The sequence below is a fragment of the Glutamicibacter sp. AOP12-B1-11 genome, from assembly GCF_052379245.1.
Taxonomy (GTDB): Bacteria; Actinomycetota; Actinomycetes; order Actinomycetales; family Micrococcaceae; genus Glutamicibacter.
This window is the reverse complement of the sequence record NZ_JBQSYL010000009.1, coordinates 66459-83282: the sequence shown is the minus strand read 5'-3', so window position 1 is coordinate 83282 and position 16824 is coordinate 66459. Positions and strand designations below refer to the sequence as shown.

Below are 16824 nucleotides of genomic sequence, written 5' to 3'. Positions count from 1 at the left end.
CTCAGTTGCTCCGGGAGAGGATCAGGGCGGTGCATTCGTGCAGCATGCGTTGCGCGGCGGCAGGCAGGCGCAGGAAGGTGGCCGAACGGGTGGCGGAGGCGCAGAGCTCGTTGGCGAGTTTGCGGGCGAACTGCTCGGCTCCGGATTCTTCCAGGGCGTGGCGCAGGGTGGCCATATCGCTGTGCCCGGTCCGGTAGGAGGCCAGCAGCGAGCTGAAGCCCTCCTGTTCGCTGGCCAGCGAGATCAGAATGGTGCTCTTGGCTTCGCGCAGATCCGAGTCGTTGGGCTTTCCGGTGGCCTCCGGCTCCCCGAAGGTCCCCAGCACGTCGTCGATCACCTGGTAGGCGATGCCCAGCTGGCAGCCCACCGCGCCGAGCCGCGCGGCTTGCTGCGCGCTGGCTCCGGCGAGCAGGGCTCCGGCCTGCAGCGGAAGCTGGAAGGAGTAGGCGGCGGTTTTGAGCTCTTCCATGCGCAAGACCTCCCCGGTGGTGGCCGGTGCATCGAGCAGCGAGTAGAGCAGGTCTTCGAGCTCTCCGGCCCCGGCCTGCGCGATGGCCTGGTGGAAGGCCTCCTCCACGGCTGCCTCGCAGTCCAGTCCGTGCCCGGCGCGGGCGGCCAGCTTGATCGCCTCCGCCAGCAGCAGGTCCCCGGCGATCACCGCGGCGCTGTTGCCGAGGTGCTCGGCATCGGCCGCGCACCGTCCGGCGGCCAGCGCCTGGTCGCGGTAGTGCGCCGACAGGGTCGGCCGGCCGCGGCGCATGTAGTCGCGGTCGATCACGTCGTCATGCATCAGCAGGGCGGTATGCAGCAATTCGAAGGCGCAGGCCAGATCCTTGGCGCGGCCCGGGTCCGCCCCGGCGAACGCCTGGTATCCGAGGAACACCAGGGCCGGGCGGGTGAGTTTTCCGTGTTCCACGCTGCGCGAGATCGCCTCCCAGAGCTGCGCGGTGTGCGGGGAATAGGCGCCGGCCCGTGCCTTGGCCTGGTCCAGGATGGTTTCCAGATGCCGGCGGATTTCGGCCAGCGTCCGGGTGTCGGCAAAGCCGGGCAATCCGGGGTCTTTGCTCGAAGGTGCCGTGTGTGAGGTGGCGTGGATGGTCATGGCCCTTTGCTCCATAGGTGGGTTTCGGTGTCGGATTCCAACGCTTGGCAGGCCTCATGCAGGAAGCCAAGCACCGTGTACTGTTGCTGCTCGTCCAGTTCCCGGAAGGCCCGGTAGATTCCGCGCAGGCTTCCCGCGGCTTGCTCCGGGAGGCCGGGAAAGTTCGCTCCCTGCAAGATCAGCTTCTTGCGCCGGTCCTGGGGATGGTCCTGGCGGCGAATGTAGCCATGGGCCTCCAGCCGGTCCAGCACGGAGGTGATTCCCGCCGTGGAGACCGAAAGCTTGGCACCAAGCTGTCCGGGACCGAGTTGCTTATCGACTCCCAGCGCGTTCAACGCCCGCAGATCCGTGTCGTTCAGGCCCAGTTCCCTGCGGTATTTGTCCTCGGCCGCCGCGTAGGCATGCTGGAATTGGCGCATGAGTCGCAGCACGCTAGAGGACCTGGGGTCCGCGGTGGTAGCCATGAAGAACTTCTCTCGCTAGGTTGATTATTAGCTTCGCTAGATACATCATGGTTTAAGTATCTTCATTTGTCGACTCCAGTTTCAAGATCTTTGGCCCACCAACCGCGAGGAGCGGACCATGAAAGAACCACAACGCAGCGCATCGATGGCCCCCTGGCCTACGGTGATCCTGGAAATCGCGGCCCTGGGCGCGGCGATCACGGCGGCGTTCATCGGCAGCGGCGCCCTGGGCGGCACCTCCATCCAAGATGCCGCCGGCGGTTACCTCGGGGCCGATTCAACCTTGCTCGCCCCTTCCGGTCCGGCGTTCTCCATCTGGAGCTTCATCTATCTGGGGCTTGCGGTGTTCGCCGTCTACCAGGCCTTGCCCGCGGGGCGGCGCTCGGAAACCCTGAGGGCGCTGCGCCTGCCGGTGGCGGCCTCCGCGCTGCTGAACGCGGCCTGGATCGCGGTGGTGCAATTCGACCTGCTGGCGTTGAGCGTCGTGGTGATTTTTGCGCTGCTGCTGGTGCTGATCTGGATCCTGGTCCGGCTGGTGCGCTTCTCCAGCAGCTCGCGGGCCGAGCATTGGATCATGTGGCTGACCTACGGCGTCTATCTGGGCTGGGTGAACGTGGCAAGCATTGCCAATGTCTCGGCGCTGCTCTCCTCATGGGGCGTGGGCGCAAACGCCGCGTGGGCTCCGGTTGCGGCACTGGTTCTGCTCGCGCTTGCCGTGATTATCGCGGTGGCGGTCTGCTGGTACTGCAGGGGAAAGCTCTACACGGCGCTGGCCATGGCTTGGGGCATTGCCTGGATTGGGCATAGCCGGCTCACCGGGTCCAATGAGTCTCAACTGGTCGGCTACTCGGCGCTGGCGGCCGCGGCCTTGCTGCTGCTCTGCGCGGCCGGAGTCGCCCTGCGCTTGCGCGGCCGAGAAGAATTGAGCCAGCCATGAGCACCATTGCGGTCACCGGCGCGACCGGATACATCGGTGGGCGGCTGGTCCCCTTGCTGCTCGAACGCGGGCACCGGGTACGCGTGCTCACACGCAGCGCCGACCGGCTGCGCGACGTCCCCTGGCGCGAGCAGGTAGAGGTTGTCTCCGGAACCCTGGAGGACGGCTCGGCGGTCGCACGGCTCTGCGCCGGAGCGGACGTGGTCTATTACCTGGTGCATTCGATGTCCAGCACCAAAAATTTCATGGCCGCCGAGGAACGCTGCGCGCACAGCATGCTGAAAGCGGCCACCGAGGCTTCGGTGGGACAGCTGGTCTACTTCTCCGGGCTGCATCCCGAGGGCGAACTCAGCGACCACCTGGCCTCCCGGGCCAAGGTGGGCCGGATCCTCGGATCCGGCCCGGTCCCCTTGCTCACCTTGCAGGCGGGCCTGGTGATCGGTTCGGGCTCCGCGAGCTTCGAAATGATCCGGCATTTGAGCGATGTGCTGCCGGTGATGCCCGCGCCGCGCTGGGTGCTGAACAAGGTCCAGCCCATCGCGGTGCGCGACGCCCTGCATTATCTGGCGCGCTGCGCGGAACTGCCGGCCGGCAGCTGGGGGACCTATGACATCGGCGGGCCGCTTGCCTACAGCTACGCCGAGCTGATGCGCAGCTACGCCGTCCAGGCGGGACTGCGCAAGCCGTGGGTGATACCGCTTCCGCTGCTGACGCCGCGGCTGGCCTCGCATTGGGTTAATCTGGTCACTCCGTTGCCGCATACCCTCGCCGGCGCGCTGGTTGATTCGCTGCAGCACGATTGCCTGGTGCGCAACCGGGCCATCGATGCGCTGATAGACCGCCCCGAAGGCGGGCTGACGGACTATCCACGCGCGGTCGCGCTGGCCTTGGAGAAGATCCGCACCGACTCGGTGGACACCAACTGGGCTACGGCGCACCCCGTTTCGGCCCCCGCGGATCCGCTGCCTTCGGACCCCGAGTGGGCCGGGCACCGGGTCTACGTCGATGAGCGAACCCAGGACAGCGCGGCAAGCGCCGCCGGGCTGTTCACGGTGCTTGGCCGCATTGGCGGAGAGTCCGGCTACTTCTCCTTCCCGCTGCTCTGGAAGGCCCGCGGGCTGCTGGACAAGCTAGCCGGAGGGGTGGGCCTGCGCCGCGGACGGCGGCAACGCGAAAAACTGGCGCTGGGAGATGTGGTGGACTGGTGGCGGGTCGAAGCCCTGGAACCGGGCCAGCTGCTGCGCCTGCGCGCCGAAATGCGCGTGCCCGGACGGGCCTGGCTGGAATTCCGGCTCAGCGGCCAGGAGGCCGGAAAGGTGCGGCTGACCCAACGGGCCATCTTCTTCCCGCGCGGGCTCGCCGGACGGCTCTATTGGTGGTCCGTGTACCCGTTCCACGGCCTGATCTTCTCCTCGATGCTGCGCAGCATCATAACGCAGGCCGAAAATGAGAGCACCCCGGCCTAGGGAGTTATTCGCCGGACTCGGAGGCTTCGGGCTCGACCCCGTAGAGGCTGTCCTGCAGGGCATCGGAGGTGCCGGCGAGGAAGCGGATCACCACATCGCGTTCTTCGGCGCTCAATCCCAGGGCCACGTCGAATCGCTTGGCGTGGTGGCGCCCCAGCTGCTCGCGGGCGGCCAGATGCGTTTCTTCGCTGACTTCCACCTGCCAGGAGCGCCGATCGGTGGGGTGCGCCTTGCGCACCACATGCCCGCCGGCCACGAGCCGGTCGATCATCTTGGTCACCGAGGCGGTGGTGACCCCCAAATGGCGGGCGAGCAATCCTGGGGTCACCGCTTGCCCGGCATGCTTTGCGGAAATGAGCTGGCGAATGGCGCGCATATCCGTTTCGTTGAGCTTCATGAAGCTCTGCGCGCTATGCATGATGCGCCGCTCCACCGCACGCAGCCGTCCCAGTTCGGCCATGATGCGCTCGATCTGGGCGAGGTCCTGTGCCGGGATGCCAGCGCGGGGTATGAGCGCTTGCTCCGGATCCGATTGCGCCAAGCTATACATCGTGGGCAGCTTTTCGCGCTCCACATTCCACCCCTTGAATAATCACCTTCAGCATTCCCGATCGCAGGATTGCTCTTCCAAAGCCTACTCCCCCGGCCCGCGGCAACGAGCAGGATCCGTGCCGCGGCACCGCTCCGCGCGCCAGCGTCCACCTTGCAGGATGCACAAAACCTCCCGAACTTTGCTAGTTCGGGAGGTTTTGTGTGGTTGGTGCGAGTAGAGAGACTTGAACTCTCACGTCCGAAGACACTGGAACCTAAATCCAGCGCGTCTACCAATTCCGCCATACTCGCTCGCGCTACACCTGACTCGAAGTCCGGTAACTCGACCTCAACTAGTCTAGCGGAATAATTCGCAGATATAAAATCGGCGAACCATGCTTCTACTTGGGATCAATCCCCAAGTCACGACGCAGCTTTGCTACGTGACCGGTGGCACGAACGTTGTACTGCGCCAGGGAAACCAGACCCTGCTCGTCGACCACAATGGTCGAGCGAATCAGCCCCTCGTAGGTGCGGCCATAATTCTTCTTTTCGCCCCAGGCGCCATAGGCTTCGGCGACCGCATGGTCCTCGTCGGCCAGCAGCGGGAAGTTGAGCTCTTCCTTGGCGGCGAACTTCGCCAGCTTGGTAACACCGTCCGGGGAGATTCCGAGAACCTCGTAGCCCAGACCCTTCAGGGACTGGATCGAGTCGCGGAAATCGCAGGCCTGCTTCGTGCAGCCAGGAGTGGACGCCGCCGGGTAGAAGTACACGATCGCTTTCTTGCCGCGGAAGCTGGACAAGGTCACTTCATTGCCTTCGGCATCGCGCAATGTGAAGTCTGGCGCCTGATCCCCCGCAGCCAAGCGAGTTGGCGTAGTGGCTTCATTGCTCATTCGTAGAACCCCTTTTCCGTGGATATACAAAAAATCCGACCTGATAGTTCAGGTCGGATCTCATTGTGCGCCCCTCGGGACTTGAACCCGAAACCTACTGATTAAGAGTCAGTTGCTCTGCCAATTGAGCTAGAGGCGCTTACTTCGCTCTGACTAGTCCGTTTCCGGTTCATGTCGTTGCGACGTAGATAATCATAGGCAGAAGGCACCCAAAAAGGAAAATCGGCCAACCGCACCCCTGGAGCAATAATAATGCCTAGTCAGTGGTGCTTTTGCGAATTCTGGCGAGCGGGATTTCCAAAAATTAACTAAAAGTTCGCCCGTGCAATGGATCACAACAGTGGGCGTCCTGCCATTCAGTTGCGGCTTTTCGGCGGCGCCAAGGGTTGCCGTCACGGGGCATTGACGGCACCCCTGGTGGCTCACCGCGTGAGTTGATCCAGGTCTTCTTCGGTGATTTGCTGCTCGGGTTCGGCTCGGGACTCGCTCTTCGCCAGCGGGAACACGCGGAACACCATGCCGCATACCGCGACGATCAAGGAGCCGAGTAGCACCGTAACCACCAGGTAGCTCCAGCCTTCGTTCGCGAGCAGTATCCCAATGGGGTTTCCCCCTGCCGGCGGATGGGTCACGCGCAGCAACGCCATGGCTGCGATGGACAAGCCCACCGCCAAAGCGATGCTCCACCACGCGGAGGGCAAGTAGGTTCGGACCAGCAATCCGCAGCATGCGGAGACCAGGTGGCCACCGACCAAGCTGACCGGTTGCGCCATGGGCGAGGAAGGCAGGAGAAAGACCAGGACGCAGGAAGAGCCGAAGGCTGCGATCAGAATCGGTGATCCAACGCTATTGCCCACCCAGGACAAGGCGGCGATGGCCAGAAAGCTACCCAGCGAGGCCCACAGGACATGCCTCCAGGCCATCGCAGGTTGCAGGTGGCGGAGTAACGGGTGAATCGAGTGCCTCATAAGCGGGCCTTTCAAGGTGAGGGGCCCTGTGCAGCGAGTGGGTCAGGTCGCGGGCAACACTGATCCAATCGCCGAGTCGAGGGCTCGCGAAATTGCGGAAACGGGTTTTTGAGCCAGTCGCACTACGGCCAAGGAAATTGCGACATGCGGCTCGGTGAGCGGCAGGACTCGAATATTTGCCTGTGGCGGATGCTTGGTGATGGAAGATTCGGGAATCACGGTGACCCACGGACCCTGGGCGACAAGGTTGAGCAGGGCCTCAACGGAATCGACGTCAAAGCGCGGGCGCAGTTCAATTCCATGCTCCGCAAATCGCAGATCCAGCTGCTGCCGGGCACGCATCGCCGGAGACAGCAAGGCCAACGGGACATCGCGGAGCATGGAGCCGGTCACGTACTTGGTTTCGGCCGGAAAAACTCCGTGGGGCGCCACCACCACATGGGAAATTTCGCTGATGGCCACGGCCAAGATATCCGGCCCATCGGCGGCGGAGGGCAGAATCACCCCGGCTTCGAGTTCAAAGCGGCGCAATTTTGCCATGATCTGCTCACTGCTCAATCCGGTGGAAAGAGTGGCCGTGACCGAATGCTGCTGCCGCCCCAGCTGGGACAAAACCGAAGCTGCCAGCGCACCGCCAGCAGGGATGGCTCCAACCCGAATGCGGGCGGTGAGGTTTCCGCGGGCCGCGGAGAGCTCGGTCAGCATCGAATGCTGGTTCGCCACCATCTTCTGTGCCCAGATCAGCGCCTGCTGGCCTTCGGTGGTGAGTCCCTCGAAGTTCCTTCCGCGCGTCACGAGCGGAACGCCCAGCTCGGTTTCCAATTTCCGGATCGCTTCGGACAGCGCCGACGGGGAGACGAAGCAGGCCGCCGCAGCATGTCCAAAATGCTTTTCCCGGGCCAGCGCGACAAAGTACTCCAACTGGGTCAGAAGCATGGACTCCTACTTTCACATCATCGGCCTGCGCAGGCATTCGGGCCTGAGCGAATCTCCCGCAAAGTATCAAAGCCCTTGCCCGAATACACTAGCCGAAGCTACTTCTGCTCGGCGTAGGAATGCGCGCCGGTCCCGGCGTAGTCCCCGCCCTGGACGATCAGGTATTCGGGGCGGATCTCGCGGCCCTCGAAGAAGCATTCCAGGATTTCCCGGGTCCCTGCGGCGTATTTGGCCTGGGCGGAGAGCGAGGTGCCCGAGGTGTGGGTGGTCATCGCGTTATGCGCCATGGTGCGCCAGGGATGATCCGCGGGAGCCGGCTGCGGGGCCCACACGTCACCTGCATATCCGGCGAGCCGGCCGGACTCCAGGGCCCGAACGATGGCATCGGCCTCGGCGATGGCCCCACGTGCCGGATTGACGATGTAGGAACCGCGCCGCATGGTGCCCAAGAGATCGTCGTTGAGCAAACCGGTGGTTTCATCGGTCAGCGGGGCGTGGACGGTGAGCACGTCAACATGCTTGACCAGCTCGTTAATGCTCTCGTGGAACTGCAGGTGGTACTTTTGCTCATACTCGGCCGGAAGGCGGAACCGGTCGTTGTAGTGCAGCTTCACGCCAAAGGGCGCCAGCCGCTCGATCACCGCGCGGCCGATGCGGCCGGCCGCGAAGATGCCTACGTCCATGCCCTCCAGATCATAGGAGCGCTCCACCGCGTCGGCGATATTCCATCCGCCGTCCGCGGAAATCTTGTGCTGGAGAACGAAATCCCGCACGAGCACCAGAACTTGCATGACCGTGTGCTCGGCCACCGAATGCGAGTTGCTGTAGGTGACCTCGGCAACGGTGATACCCAGATCGTTGGCCGTGGTCAGGTCGACATGGTCGCTGCCGATGCCTGCGGTCACCGCGATCTTCAGGTTCTTGGCCTTGGCCAGACGCTCTGCGGTGAGGTAGGCCGGCCAGAATGGCTGCGAAATGATGATGTCGGCATCGACCAGCTCGCGTTCGAAGACCGAATCTTCTCCGTCCTTGTCGCTGGTCACTACGAGTTCGTGCCCGTTGTCTTCCAGATACTTGCGCAGCCCCAGTTCGCCGGTGACCGAACCCAACAGGGCGCCGGGAGTGAAGTCGATGCCCTTTGGGTTTGGCAGTGTCTGCCCATTGGGATAGTCCGGCACCGCAGGAAGGGAATCGCGAGCATAGTCGTCAGGGAAGTTTGGGAAACCTTTCACGGGATCGGGATAGAGAACGAGTACGACCTTGGCCATGACGCTGCTTTCTGTTTTTGCCTGTGAAGCGATGTTTTCGCTTCTATTTCAGGTTATTTCAGCAAATTGGCAACGTAAATGGCACGGCTCCGCATGGCCGTTCGGCACGGCCGAACAATGTTCCGGCCGAGCAGCTGCAGATCCGGCTCGCCGGGCGAAGGGCAACCCGAGGACAGGCACCACCAGCGGTCTTGGAGCTTCCAAGCCTCCGTGGAAGATGGCTAGACCGCTGAAGATCCAAGGTCCGCACCGATATTCTGCAATCGGGGTCCAGGCAGCCTCTCAGCGGACGCGTTCAACCCATTTCAATTGAGCAATGACCATTAATTTCTCCTGGCCGCACCAGCCCGCATCAAGCTTTCCGGCGCAATGGGCACGCCCAACTGTTCGTTGCTCACGAGGTTCAACGCACAGAGGCATTCGGCGGTTAGGGGAATCCGGTGCAGTGCATCGGTCAGGCGAATAATTTGGGGACGAGCAAAATTTATCCCGGGTACGCAAAAAGGCCGGACCGAAGTCCGACCTTTTTCACTGTGCGCCCCTCGGGACTTGAACCCGAAACCTACTGATTAAGAGTCAGTTGCTCTGCCAATTGAGCTAGAGGCGCCCGCTGCGATGTTCTAGAAGCTTTTTGTGCTTCGCGCTTTCGCAACGAGATAAAACTTTACCAGCTTTCGGCGAGAGTGCAAAACGAGAGGGACCCTTCGGCCGGTGACCTTCGTTACAGCAGATGACTTGGGGTTATTTCCATGGGCATCGCCTGCTTTATACAGTGATCCCATGATCACCCAACGCACGGTTTCCTTTCCCACCCAAGAACTTCTCGACGCTGTCGGCGAGTTGCCAAGCAATCTCAAGCCGGTTATTTGGGACTTGGTCAACGAGCCTTCCACCAACCTGGAGGAGATCGACATAACGATCTTCCCTTATATGGCCTCACCGCACAGCCTGCGAAACATCGATCGGGCACCAAACGTCAGCCACGTACAAACGCAGACCACCGGCTACGACGGACTGATTGACCTCGTTGGCGACCGAGCAAATATCACGACGGCCGCCGGCGTGCACGCCGCAGCCACCGCAGAGATGGCACTGGGGCTAGCCATCGCTTCGCTGCGCGGTTTCCCGCAGGCGGTACGCGACCAGAGCGAAGGGGCATGGAACCCCATGCAGTGGCCCGGCTTGGCCGACCGCACGGTGGGCCTTGTCGGAGTCGGCGGCATCGGCGAGGAAATCCGCAAACGCTTGGAGCCCTTCGAGGTGAACTTGTTGCGCTTCGGTTCCCGCGCCCGCACCGACGAGCACGGTGAGATTCTCTCCGTTGACCAGCTATCCGCCCATGCAGGTGAAATCGAGGTGCTGATTCTGATTGTTCCGCTCAACGACTCCACCCACCATCTGGTGGACGCCGAGTTGCTCGCCAAGCTTCCCGATGGTGCATTGATAGTCAACGTGGCCCGCGGTCCGGTGGTTGACACCGACGCGCTGGTCGCCGAGGTTGCCTCCGGGCGACTGTCGGTAGCCTCGGATGTTTTCGAACCAGAACCACTGCCGGCGGACCACCCGCTGTGGCAATGCCCGAACGCGTTGATCCTGCCGCATAACGGCGGAAATACCGCCGCCTTCTTCCCGCGGATGGTGCGCCTGCTCAAAAAGCAGCTCCCGGCATGGTCAAAAGGCGAACTTGGCGAGAACGCTGTGCACCAGATCACTAGTTAATGCTTTTTAGCTAACAATTTGATCCCACTTTGCGGCACCCCGAGAATTACTGGGGGTGCCGCTAGTGGCGTGCGCTATCTTTGATAAATACCCAGACCGTTTACCGCCGCGAAAGCTTCCGGTCCACCGCGGCTGGGAACCGAGAGCAATCAAGAGGAAGTCGAGCCACCACTGTGCCTTCGAAGCAACAACTTCTCGTGACGCGACGCTTGCTGCTCACCGGATCGCTCGCTGCGACAACACTGGCGCTGGCTTCCTGCACTTCGAAGACCGGTGAAGGCGTAGCCTCCGCCAGTGCGTCGGCAAGTGAACCTGCCATCCCGCGTACCCTGCGCCTGGCAGCTTCCGCTCCCCCGGTGTCGCTGGATCCCGCATTGGCCAATGACAACGAATCCTTCCGCATCACCCGCCAGGTCTACGAGACGCTGATCTCCATCGACGCGAATACCGGCAGCCCAATTGCCGGTCTCGCCGAAGCCTGGACCCAGAGCGAAGACGGCCTGCGCTATACCTTCACCCTGCGGCGCGGGGTGCGCTTCCACGACGGCAGCGAATTCAATGCCGCAGCCGTCGTGGCGAACTTCAACCGCTGGGTCAAGCTGCCCAAGGACCTGCAGCTGCGCTCCAGCCAAGGCTTCATGCACGTCTTCCACCACGAAAAAGACATTCCCAAGCTGCCTACCGAAGCGGAGCTGAAGCTCAAGCTGGACAAGGACACCACGGCCACCGAGGAGCAGCAGGCGGCCGAAACCCAGCGCCTGGCCGAGCTGGAGAAACTCAAGGCCATTTACGCTCAGGACCTTTTCACCGGGAAATCCCTCGGCGGCAGCGCAAGCTATTTTGCCGGAGTCGAGGCCACCGAGCCATACGTTCTCACCTTGAAGCTGCGCCGACCCCGTGCCGGGCTCATCGAAGCGCTCACCCTGCCGGGGATGGCGATCGCCGCACCGGATTCGCTTACCGGAGGCCCGAAAAGCAACCCGAGCGAAGCGCTGCTCACCGCGCCTTCCGGCACCGGCCCCTACAAGTTCGTGTCCAACGACCAGGGCACCGTGAATCTGGAGCTCTTCGCCGACTATTGGGACAAAACGAAGCTCAGCAACAACCCGAACCATCCTGAAGCCGTGGTGGTTTCCCCGATCCCCTCCCCCTACAACCGCGAAAGCGCGCTGATGGCCGAGGAAATCGACGGTTTCGACATGGTGTCCGTCGACATCATGCGCACCTTGGTTCGCAATGCGAAAGTCGTCGTGCAGCGCGACCCGTTCTCGGTGTTGTATCTCGGATTGGACCACCGCAACGAGTGGCTGGCCAAGCCCGAATTCCGCATGGCCATCACCCACGCGGTCAATCGTGGGCGACTAGCCGACAACCTCTTCCTCCAGGGTTCCAAGTCCGCGCAGAGCATCCTGCCGCCGGCCTTCGGCGTCCCGGAACCGGAAGGTACGCTGAACCACAGCTCCGAGAAGGCCAAGCAGCTGTTGGCGGACATCGAGTACAAAGGCGAAATCATCGAGTTCGCCTACCCGCTGCGGGTCTCGCGAAACTACCTTCCGCTGCCCGAGCGCACCTTCGCCCAACTGGCCGAAGACCTAGCGGCGGTAGGCATTCGGATCAAGCCACGCCCCATTGCGTGGACCGACGGATATGTGGATACGGTGCGTTCGACGGAATTCAACGGAATGCATCTCTTGGGCTTCTCCGGTGGATACCGTCTGGAGGATGACTTTATCTCCGGAATTCTCGACGCCAAGGAGCATGAGTTCGGATACACCTCCAAGTTACTTGACTCACAGGTGCTGGTAGCTCGTTCCTTGCCCCCGGGAGAGGAACGCACCGCGGCCATGACCGCCATTTTGGCCACGTTGAACACCGATCTACCGCTGGTTCCACTGGTATTTCCGATTTCGGCGTTGGCCTTCAACCCGAATGTCACTTACTATCCTTCTTCGCCCATGCTCAATGAGAGCTATCTGGACGTGCAGATGACTAACTCACCCGCACTTTCCAGTTAAGGATTTTTAACCGGTGGTCTAGTAGGTCTAGTCTGTAGTAGAGCAAAGTATCACTGTCGATGGAGATCCTCGTGCCTTCTGAAACGTCAACCGAATCTTTTGACGTAGTACTAATCGGTGCCGGCATCATGAGTGCCACCCTTGGCACCATGATCAACCAGCTGGAACCAACCTGGTCTATTGGTCTTTTCGAAAACCTCGACAAGGCCGGAGAGGAATCATCCTCACCATGGAACAACGCAGGTACCGGTCACTCGGCACTGTGCGAACTGAACTACGCCCCGGCCAAGGCCGACGGAACCGTTGACCCAGCCAAGGCAATCGGCATCAACGAGCAGTTCCAGGTGTCCCGCCAGTTCTACTCGTGGGCAGTTGAGAACAAGCGCGTTGCAGACGCGGATTTCATCAACGCGCTGCCGCACATGTCCTTCGTCATTGGCGAGGACCACTCCAAGTACCTCAAGGCACGCTATGACGCCCTGAAGCCGAACGCGCTGTTCGGCGAAATGGAGCACACCACAGATCTAGACACCATCAACGAGTGGACTCCGCTGGTCGCCAAGGGACGTGACGCCGCGCAGAAGGTTGCCGCCTCTCGCGTGGCCTCGGGCACCGACGTTGATTTCGGCCGCCTGACCAAGGACCTGACCAACTCGCTGAGCGCCGCGGGCGCCTCGGTGAACTACGGCCACAAGGTCAAAACCCTCAAGCGCGATGGCGCCGGCTGGGAAATCACCGTCAAGGACAACGCCAACGGCGCAGTGAAGACCGTGAAGGCCAAGTTCGTCTTCGTCGGCGCAGGCGGCGGTGCCCTGTCGCTGCTGCAGAAATCCGGCATCGATGAGATCAAGGGCTTCGGCGGCTTCCCGGTCTCCGGCCAGTTCCTGCGCTGCACCGATGAAACGGTCATCAACCAGCACCACGCAAAGGTCTATGGTCAGGCTTCGGTCGGCGCCCCACCGATGTCCGTGCCGCACCTGGACACCCGCTTCGTTGATGGCAAGCGTTCGCTGATGTTCGGCCCGTACGCCGGATTCTCGATGAACTTCCTGAAGTCCACCGGGCAAATGGACCTGCCGCTGTCGCTGCGCCCGCACAACATCATCCCGATGCTTGCCGTGGGCAAGGACAACATGTCGCTGACCACCTACCTGATCAAGGAGGTGCTCAAGTCGCGCGCCAAGAAGGACGAGGCCCTGGCCGAGTACTTCCCCGCGGCAGACGGCTCCCAGTGGGAGCTGATCACCGCCGGTCAGCGCGTCCAGGTCATCAAGAAGGACGCCAAGAAGGGTGGTGTCCTGCAGTTCGGCACCGAGGTCATCACCTCCTCGGACGGTTCGATCTCCGGTCTGCTCGGCGCCTCCCCTGGCGCCTCGACCGCGACCCCGATCATGGTTGGCCTGCTTTCGCGCTGCTTCCCGAAGCAGTTCGCCGGCTGGGAAGCGAAGCTGAAGGAAATGATCCCTTCCTACGGCACCAAGCTGAACGAGAACCCGGCGCTCTACGCCGAGGTCAAGGCGGCTACCGATAAGAGCCTGGAACTGATCTAGCCAGCTGCGGCACGGTCCGGTTTGTTTCCTGCCGCTTGGCGGCCGGGGAAGCAAGCCGGGCCTTTGTCATTTTGCCAACGCGGTGACCTCGATGGCTAGCGGGGATCGCAAGGTCTGCAGCACCACGCAATATTTTTCCGTCGCCTCGATCAGCTGCGCTACTTCATGCTCGCTGGCCTCGGTTTGCAGCTCGAAGGACAACTTGATCGAGCTGAATCCCACCGCGGCTTCGGGGTCCAGTCCCAAGGTGCCGCGCACATCCAGCACACCGCTGGCGTGGACGCTGCCGGTAACGCTCAGCGAGCGGTTGATCGCGACCGCCGCCAGGGTGACCCCGGCGCAGGCCACCAGCGCCTGCAAGAGCAGATCCCCCGAACAGGCCAGCGTCCCGTCCCCGCCGGTGGACGGGTGCAGACCAGCGCTCACCAGCGCCTGGCCGGTTTGCACCGAGCAGGAAAGCCCCTCTTCTCCGAGTGTTCCGGTGGCTTCCAATACGATGCTTCCGGCTTGAGGCTGCTCGCGGTACAGCTGCTTCAACGGCCGCTGCACGCTGCGTAAAGTGTCCCGATCCATGGTCTTCTTACCCGTCTGCGAAGTTCCGTGGGACTTTCCCATACACCGAGTATGCGCTCGAATCCCACCGTGGGATCCGAACGTTTGGGAGATTCAGCATCTGCTGGTTGGCAACCGTGATTCGTTACGTCAGGATCGCCGTTCCGTGTCCTTCGAATCTTGATGGACCTTGGAGGAACTTCCCACCTTGTAATGATCTCCTACTAGCGTTCGTCCACAAATCATTAGGGCGAAAGTCCTATCCCGACATTGTTGCCAGGGCGAATTACAAAGTCCAGTGCCGCAGGGCCGATGATCTGGCACCCCCGAGGCAAAGGCTGAGCGCCATTGAAGATTTATTCACTGCCGTATGGACGGTTCCGGGAGCGCGGGAACAATCACCAAACCACAACGCAACGACGCTTAAAAACGCGTGAGTGCGAAATTCCATAAAATTCTCATCACAACCTACGCCCCCTTCCAATCTATCTACTCGCATATTTACATTTAGTTAGCGAACGGTGTCATAATGTAGACATGGCAACGATTAGTACTGCGCGAGATCTGGGGCGAGCAATCCGTGGCGCCCGAATCCAAAGCGGGTTGAGCCAGCAGGGGCTTGCAAACAAAACAGGGCTTTCCCGAAAGTTCATTTTTGATCTTGAATCCGGCAAAGAGACGGCTGAACTGGGCGCTTCGCTGAGAGTTGCCGATGCCTTGAACATCCGCTGGGCTGCCCCTCCTCTGACGCCTCAGACGATCCTCGAGGAGGCAGCCCGCGATATTGCCCGCGAGTTGTCCTCCGGTGACGGTGAATTCGCTTTACGAATTGCAATGGATTCATTAAAACAATTGAAAAAGTTGAAGCCGGAGCGCCTCAAGAAGCCCCGCCCCACCGGAAGCGAACGGTTTGATGCTTTGCTTGCAGCAGGCGCGCGAATTGCACTTGAAGGAGTTTCTGCACAAAAACCTCGGTGGGGTAAAAAACTACAGGATCCTTGGTTTCCAGGTGATGACACGCGAAGTATGAGCGACGCATTCAGGGAACTGACAATAAAGCGCACCCCGAAGACAATGGCAGATTTTAATATTTTCCTCAAAGATAATTCGCTGGAGATGGCGTGAGTAAAGACTTCACGGTCGATGAGATTCGCGAACTTCTTGGCGAGCTTGGGGCAAGGCTGTGTGCCAAAGGAATTACCCCGACGATCCGACTGGTCGGCGGGGCAGCCGTCGCATTCATGGGAAACGACCGTCGGGTGACCCAAGACATTGATGCCTCATATACACCCCAAGCCGACGTTGAACGCGTCATTGCATCAATGGCCCAGGAACGCAATCTTCCATCCGGGTGGCTGAACTCCAGCGCGACCGCTTTCATCCCCGCAGGAGCAAAATGGGTCAGTATCAACCTTGGCGACGGGCTCAAGGCATATATCGCTTCGCCTGATACGCTGCTTGCCATGAAGCTGAGTTCAGCACGAGATCGGGATATGCTCGACATCAGCTTCTTGCTGGAAAAGCTGGGTATTCAAAACGTAGATGCGGCCACGGAAATAGCCGCAGAGCTCTATGGAGACGATGACGTCGCATATTCTAGGACGAGCCGCGAAGATGCTCCTATCGTTGCCGAAGAAGCCATAAACCAGAAGCGAAAAAACGAACCTAACTAGGCGTTGGCCCTCCGCGGCGGCGACCTTCGTGGATCTACGAAGGTTGCGAAACTTTGAGGACCCCTCCAACGAGGATTCATATTCGCGACGTTCTGGCCTACCTCATGCCCCAAGGAAACGGCTCCAACTAAGCTCCTCCAAGTCGGGCTGACCATCCAAGGGCGCTTGGTGCGATCCCAGCCGAAACGGAGTTCCGTGGTGAACTTCGGCTACCCCATGCCAAAGCCATCGGTGGCGCTCGCGGTAATGATGCGGCCCCCTGAGTAAAAAGCCGTTCTCGATGGCCAATGATCTACGTAGAGCCTCAATCTCAATTTCCCGGTTCTTCCCTACTCACGTCCGTCTAAGAGTGGTGGGCGCCGCCGCCAAAGTTCTCAGTCCGAAGACAACATCACAAGCTCGGCGCACGTCAGCGAGACCCTGCGGAAGCAGTGCAAGATGCAACACATGCTGCAGGCCTTGTCCTGCGGCGGGACAACGTGGACAACGCGCCAAGCAGAGCCAGAGTTCTACAAGCGCATTTTCCTTCCATACGACGCTGGCGCATGGTTCCTCAAGGCATGGCGCGGAGAACAGTAGACGCCCCGAAAACTAGCTGCCGCATCCGGCACCGCTGCTGCAGGCAACTCCGGGGTAATCCATTCGGATGATTTTTGCGTGCTTAACATCTCTCGGTGACTGTTGAGCAATGACAACCAACTAAAGTTGTGCTCAGCCCCTCCCACTGCGACACAGCTAGGACCACAC

The 16824-nt window shown here is 61.2% G+C and carries 16 protein-coding genes and 3 tRNA genes; 8 read left to right on the top strand and 11 right to left on the bottom strand.

What is annotated here, in order from left to right:
- Position 1: 1 nt before the first annotated feature.
- Both ACT3UQ_RS07235 and ACT3UQ_RS07230 read right to left on the bottom strand, forming a co-directional pair.
- Positions 2-1102 (bottom strand): polyprenyl synthetase family protein, encoded by a 1101-nt coding sequence (locus tag ACT3UQ_RS07235; RefSeq protein ID WP_444636815.1) that lies wholly within the window; start codon positions 1100-1102, stop codon positions 2-4.
- Complete coding sequence (locus tag ACT3UQ_RS07230) at positions 1099-1566, bottom strand: MarR family winged helix-turn-helix transcriptional regulator (protein WP_444636814.1); 468 nt, start codon at positions 1564-1566, stop codon at positions 1099-1101. The genes ACT3UQ_RS07235 and ACT3UQ_RS07230 overlap by 4 nt, the downstream gene beginning before the upstream one ends.
- 118 nt (positions 1567-1684) lie before the next feature.
- On the opposite strand from ACT3UQ_RS07230, the gene ACT3UQ_RS07225 reads away from it, so the two are divergent.
- Both ACT3UQ_RS07225 and ACT3UQ_RS07220 read left to right on the top strand, forming a co-directional pair.
- Positions 1685-2503 (top strand): tryptophan-rich sensory protein, encoded by an 819-nt coding sequence (locus ACT3UQ_RS07225; protein ID WP_444636813.1) that lies wholly within the window; start codon positions 1685-1687, stop codon positions 2501-2503.
- The gene (locus ACT3UQ_RS07220; RefSeq protein WP_444636812.1) at positions 2500-3969 is read left to right on the top strand and encodes an SDR family oxidoreductase; all 1470 of its coding nucleotides are present in this window, start codon (positions 2500-2502) and stop codon (positions 3967-3969) included. Before ACT3UQ_RS07225 ends, ACT3UQ_RS07220 begins: the two co-directional genes overlap by 4 nt.
- Positions 3970-3973: 4 nt before the next feature.
- Here ACT3UQ_RS07220 and ACT3UQ_RS07215 read toward each other — a convergent pair whose 3' ends face one another.
- The 8 genes from ACT3UQ_RS07215 to ACT3UQ_RS07180 all read right to left on the bottom strand — a co-directional run bounded on the left by ACT3UQ_RS07215 (position 3974) and on the right by ACT3UQ_RS07180 (position 9175).
- A complete protein-coding gene (locus ACT3UQ_RS07215) occupies positions 3974-4543 on the bottom strand; it encodes a MarR family winged helix-turn-helix transcriptional regulator (protein ID WP_105570181.1) in 570 nt (189 codons plus the stop codon).
- Positions 4544-4727: 184 nt separating this feature from the next.
- Positions 4728-4812, bottom strand: a tRNA-Leu gene (locus ACT3UQ_RS07210).
- An 89-nt stretch (positions 4813-4901) separates the two neighbouring features.
- Positions 4902-5396, bottom strand: coding sequence for a thioredoxin-dependent thiol peroxidase (gene bcp, locus ACT3UQ_RS07205; protein WP_105554415.1), 495 nt, complete (start codon positions 5394-5396; stop codon positions 4902-4904).
- A gap of 66 nt (positions 5397-5462) precedes the next feature.
- Positions 5463-5535 (bottom strand) — tRNA-Lys (locus ACT3UQ_RS07200).
- A 283-nt stretch (positions 5536-5818) separates the two neighbouring features.
- Entirely contained in the window at positions 5819-6364 is a 546-nt protein-coding gene (locus ACT3UQ_RS07195; RefSeq protein ID WP_105650368.1) for an HPP family protein, read from the bottom strand.
- A 42-nt stretch (positions 6365-6406) separates the two neighbouring features.
- A complete protein-coding gene (locus ACT3UQ_RS07190) occupies positions 6407-7300 on the bottom strand; it encodes a LysR family transcriptional regulator (RefSeq protein ID WP_444636811.1) in 894 nt (297 codons plus the stop codon).
- A gap of 98 nt (positions 7301-7398) precedes the next feature.
- Positions 7399-8568, bottom strand: coding sequence for an NAD-dependent formate dehydrogenase (locus tag ACT3UQ_RS07185; protein ID WP_444636810.1), 1170 nt, complete (start codon positions 8566-8568; stop codon positions 7399-7401).
- Positions 8569-9102: 534 nt separating this feature from the next.
- Positions 9103-9175 (bottom strand) — tRNA-Lys (locus ACT3UQ_RS07180).
- Between the two features lie 173 nt (positions 9176-9348).
- On the opposite strand from ACT3UQ_RS07180, the gene ACT3UQ_RS07175 reads away from it, so the two are divergent.
- The 3 genes from ACT3UQ_RS07175 (at position 9349) to ACT3UQ_RS07165 (ending at position 13852) form a co-directional block, all read left to right on the top strand.
- On the top strand, positions 9349-10287 hold the full coding sequence (locus ACT3UQ_RS07175; protein WP_444636809.1) for a 2-hydroxyacid dehydrogenase: 939 nt from the start codon (positions 9349-9351) through the stop codon (positions 10285-10287).
- A 173-nt stretch (positions 10288-10460) separates the two neighbouring features.
- Positions 10461-12302 (top strand): ABC transporter substrate-binding protein, encoded by a 1842-nt coding sequence (locus ACT3UQ_RS07170; RefSeq protein WP_444636808.1) that lies wholly within the window; start codon positions 10461-10463, stop codon positions 12300-12302.
- Between the two features lie 59 nt (positions 12303-12361).
- Complete coding sequence (locus ACT3UQ_RS07165) at positions 12362-13852, top strand: malate:quinone oxidoreductase (protein ID WP_444636807.1); 1491 nt, start codon at positions 12362-12364, stop codon at positions 13850-13852.
- A 66-nt stretch (positions 13853-13918) separates the two neighbouring features.
- Here the strand turns inward: ACT3UQ_RS07165 and ACT3UQ_RS07160 are convergent, their stop codons facing one another.
- Positions 13919-14467, bottom strand: a complete 549-nt coding sequence (locus ACT3UQ_RS07160; RefSeq protein ID WP_444636806.1) for an OsmC family protein — start codon at positions 14465-14467, stop codon at positions 13919-13921.
- 474 nt (positions 14468-14941) lie between these two features.
- Here ACT3UQ_RS07160 and ACT3UQ_RS07155 point away from each other — a divergent pair, with 474 nt between their 5' ends.
- The 3 genes from ACT3UQ_RS07155 to ACT3UQ_RS07145 all read left to right on the top strand — a co-directional run bounded on the left by ACT3UQ_RS07155 (position 14942) and on the right by ACT3UQ_RS07145 (position 16656).
- Complete coding sequence (locus ACT3UQ_RS07155; protein WP_105554408.1) at positions 14942-15529, top strand: helix-turn-helix domain-containing protein; 588 nt, start codon at positions 14942-14944, stop codon at positions 15527-15529.
- Positions 15526-16077, top strand: coding sequence for a DUF6036 family nucleotidyltransferase (locus tag ACT3UQ_RS07150; RefSeq protein ID WP_444636805.1), 552 nt, complete (start codon positions 15526-15528; stop codon positions 16075-16077). The genes ACT3UQ_RS07155 and ACT3UQ_RS07150 overlap by 4 nt, the downstream gene beginning before the upstream one ends.
- A 438-nt stretch (positions 16078-16515) precedes the next feature.
- A complete protein-coding gene (locus ACT3UQ_RS07145; protein WP_444636804.1) occupies positions 16516-16656 on the top strand; it encodes a hypothetical protein in 141 nt (46 codons plus the stop codon).
- Positions 16657-16824: the final 168 nt, after the last annotated feature.